A 958-nucleotide genomic window follows, 5' to 3' on the forward strand; every position below is an offset into this window, starting at 1 on the left:
GGGCCAGGCGGCCGCCTATTACCCGGAAACCAATCCTCTGGTGCCCCTGGAAAGTTATGGTGAAGGAAGCCATACGCCAACCTCGAAGTTCATCGCCATACGCCTTGAACGGACCCCTAACAATGACCTACCCCTGCGCCTTGCCTCAAGCGCGCCGGAATACAACCACCCGGAGGGACCCCTATGAATACGCCATTACGCCTGGACCGACTGCGCCGGTTCGTCATCGAGCTGACTGCTCTGCTGGAACGCCAGACGGAAGAGTCGGTCATTCTCGACAAGGGCCAGGGGCTGCTGAAGCAACTCGTCGAACACGATGACTGGCTACCCGAGCAGTTCGCTGAGCCACATCCGGATCATTATCTGCAGTACCTGTTGCACGTCGACCCGCAGCAGCGGTTCTCCGTCGTCAGTTTCGTCTGGGGACCGGGGCAACGAACTCCGGTACACGATCACCGCGTCTGGGGAATGATCGGCATGTTGCGCGGCGCCGAGCTAGGCCAACGCTTCGAGCGCCAGCCTGATGGCACCCTTCTACCCCAGGGTGAACCGCTGCGGCTCGAGCGTGGCGACGTGGAATGCGTGTCGCCCCGAATCGGCGATATCCACCAGGTCAGCAATGCCTTCGAGGACCGTGTCTCGATCAGCATTCATGTCTACGGCGGCGACATCGGCGCCGTGAAGCGTGCTGTCTACCTCGCCGATGGTTGCGAGAAGCCTTTTATCTCCGGCTATAGCAACGCCTCGCCACCCGATATCTGGAGCTGACCAGCCAAGCCAAGCCGCGCCCACTGGTCGACCTGCTCGAAGTGCGCGCCCTGCTAGCGGACGAGTCGGCGCAGCTGGCCGTATTCACTCGCGCGTGTCCGGGCGATCTGCCCTTGCTCCTGTTGACTTTGCACAAGCAGGCAGGCTGTATTCGCCGCACCACTGATCAGGAAAGGCGTCGATCATGCGC

General features: G+C 61.6%; 2 protein-coding genes. Both read left to right on the forward strand.

What is annotated here, in order from left to right:
* On the forward strand, window positions 1-187 hold a 187-nt coding region (locus NAV32_RS17570; RefSeq protein WP_256054062.1), incomplete at its 5' end, for a hypothetical protein.
* The gene (locus NAV32_RS17575) at window positions 184-768 is read left to right on the forward strand and encodes a cysteine dioxygenase (protein ID WP_256054063.1); all 585 of its coding nucleotides are present in this window, start codon (window positions 184-186) and stop codon (window positions 766-768) included. The genes NAV32_RS17570 and NAV32_RS17575, both read left to right, overlap by 4 nt.
* Window positions 769-958: the final 190 nt, after the last annotated feature.

Source organism: Stutzerimonas stutzeri (genome assembly GCF_024448695.1).
Taxonomy (GTDB): domain Bacteria; phylum Pseudomonadota; class Gammaproteobacteria; order Pseudomonadales; family Pseudomonadaceae; genus Stutzerimonas; species Stutzerimonas stutzeri_T.

Bases quoted from the DNA above. Each gene is read 5' to 3' on its own strand.
- NAV32_RS17575 (WP_256054063.1), top strand. From the start codon at position 184: ATGAATACGCCATTACGCCTGGACCGACTGCGCCGGTTCGTCATCGAG.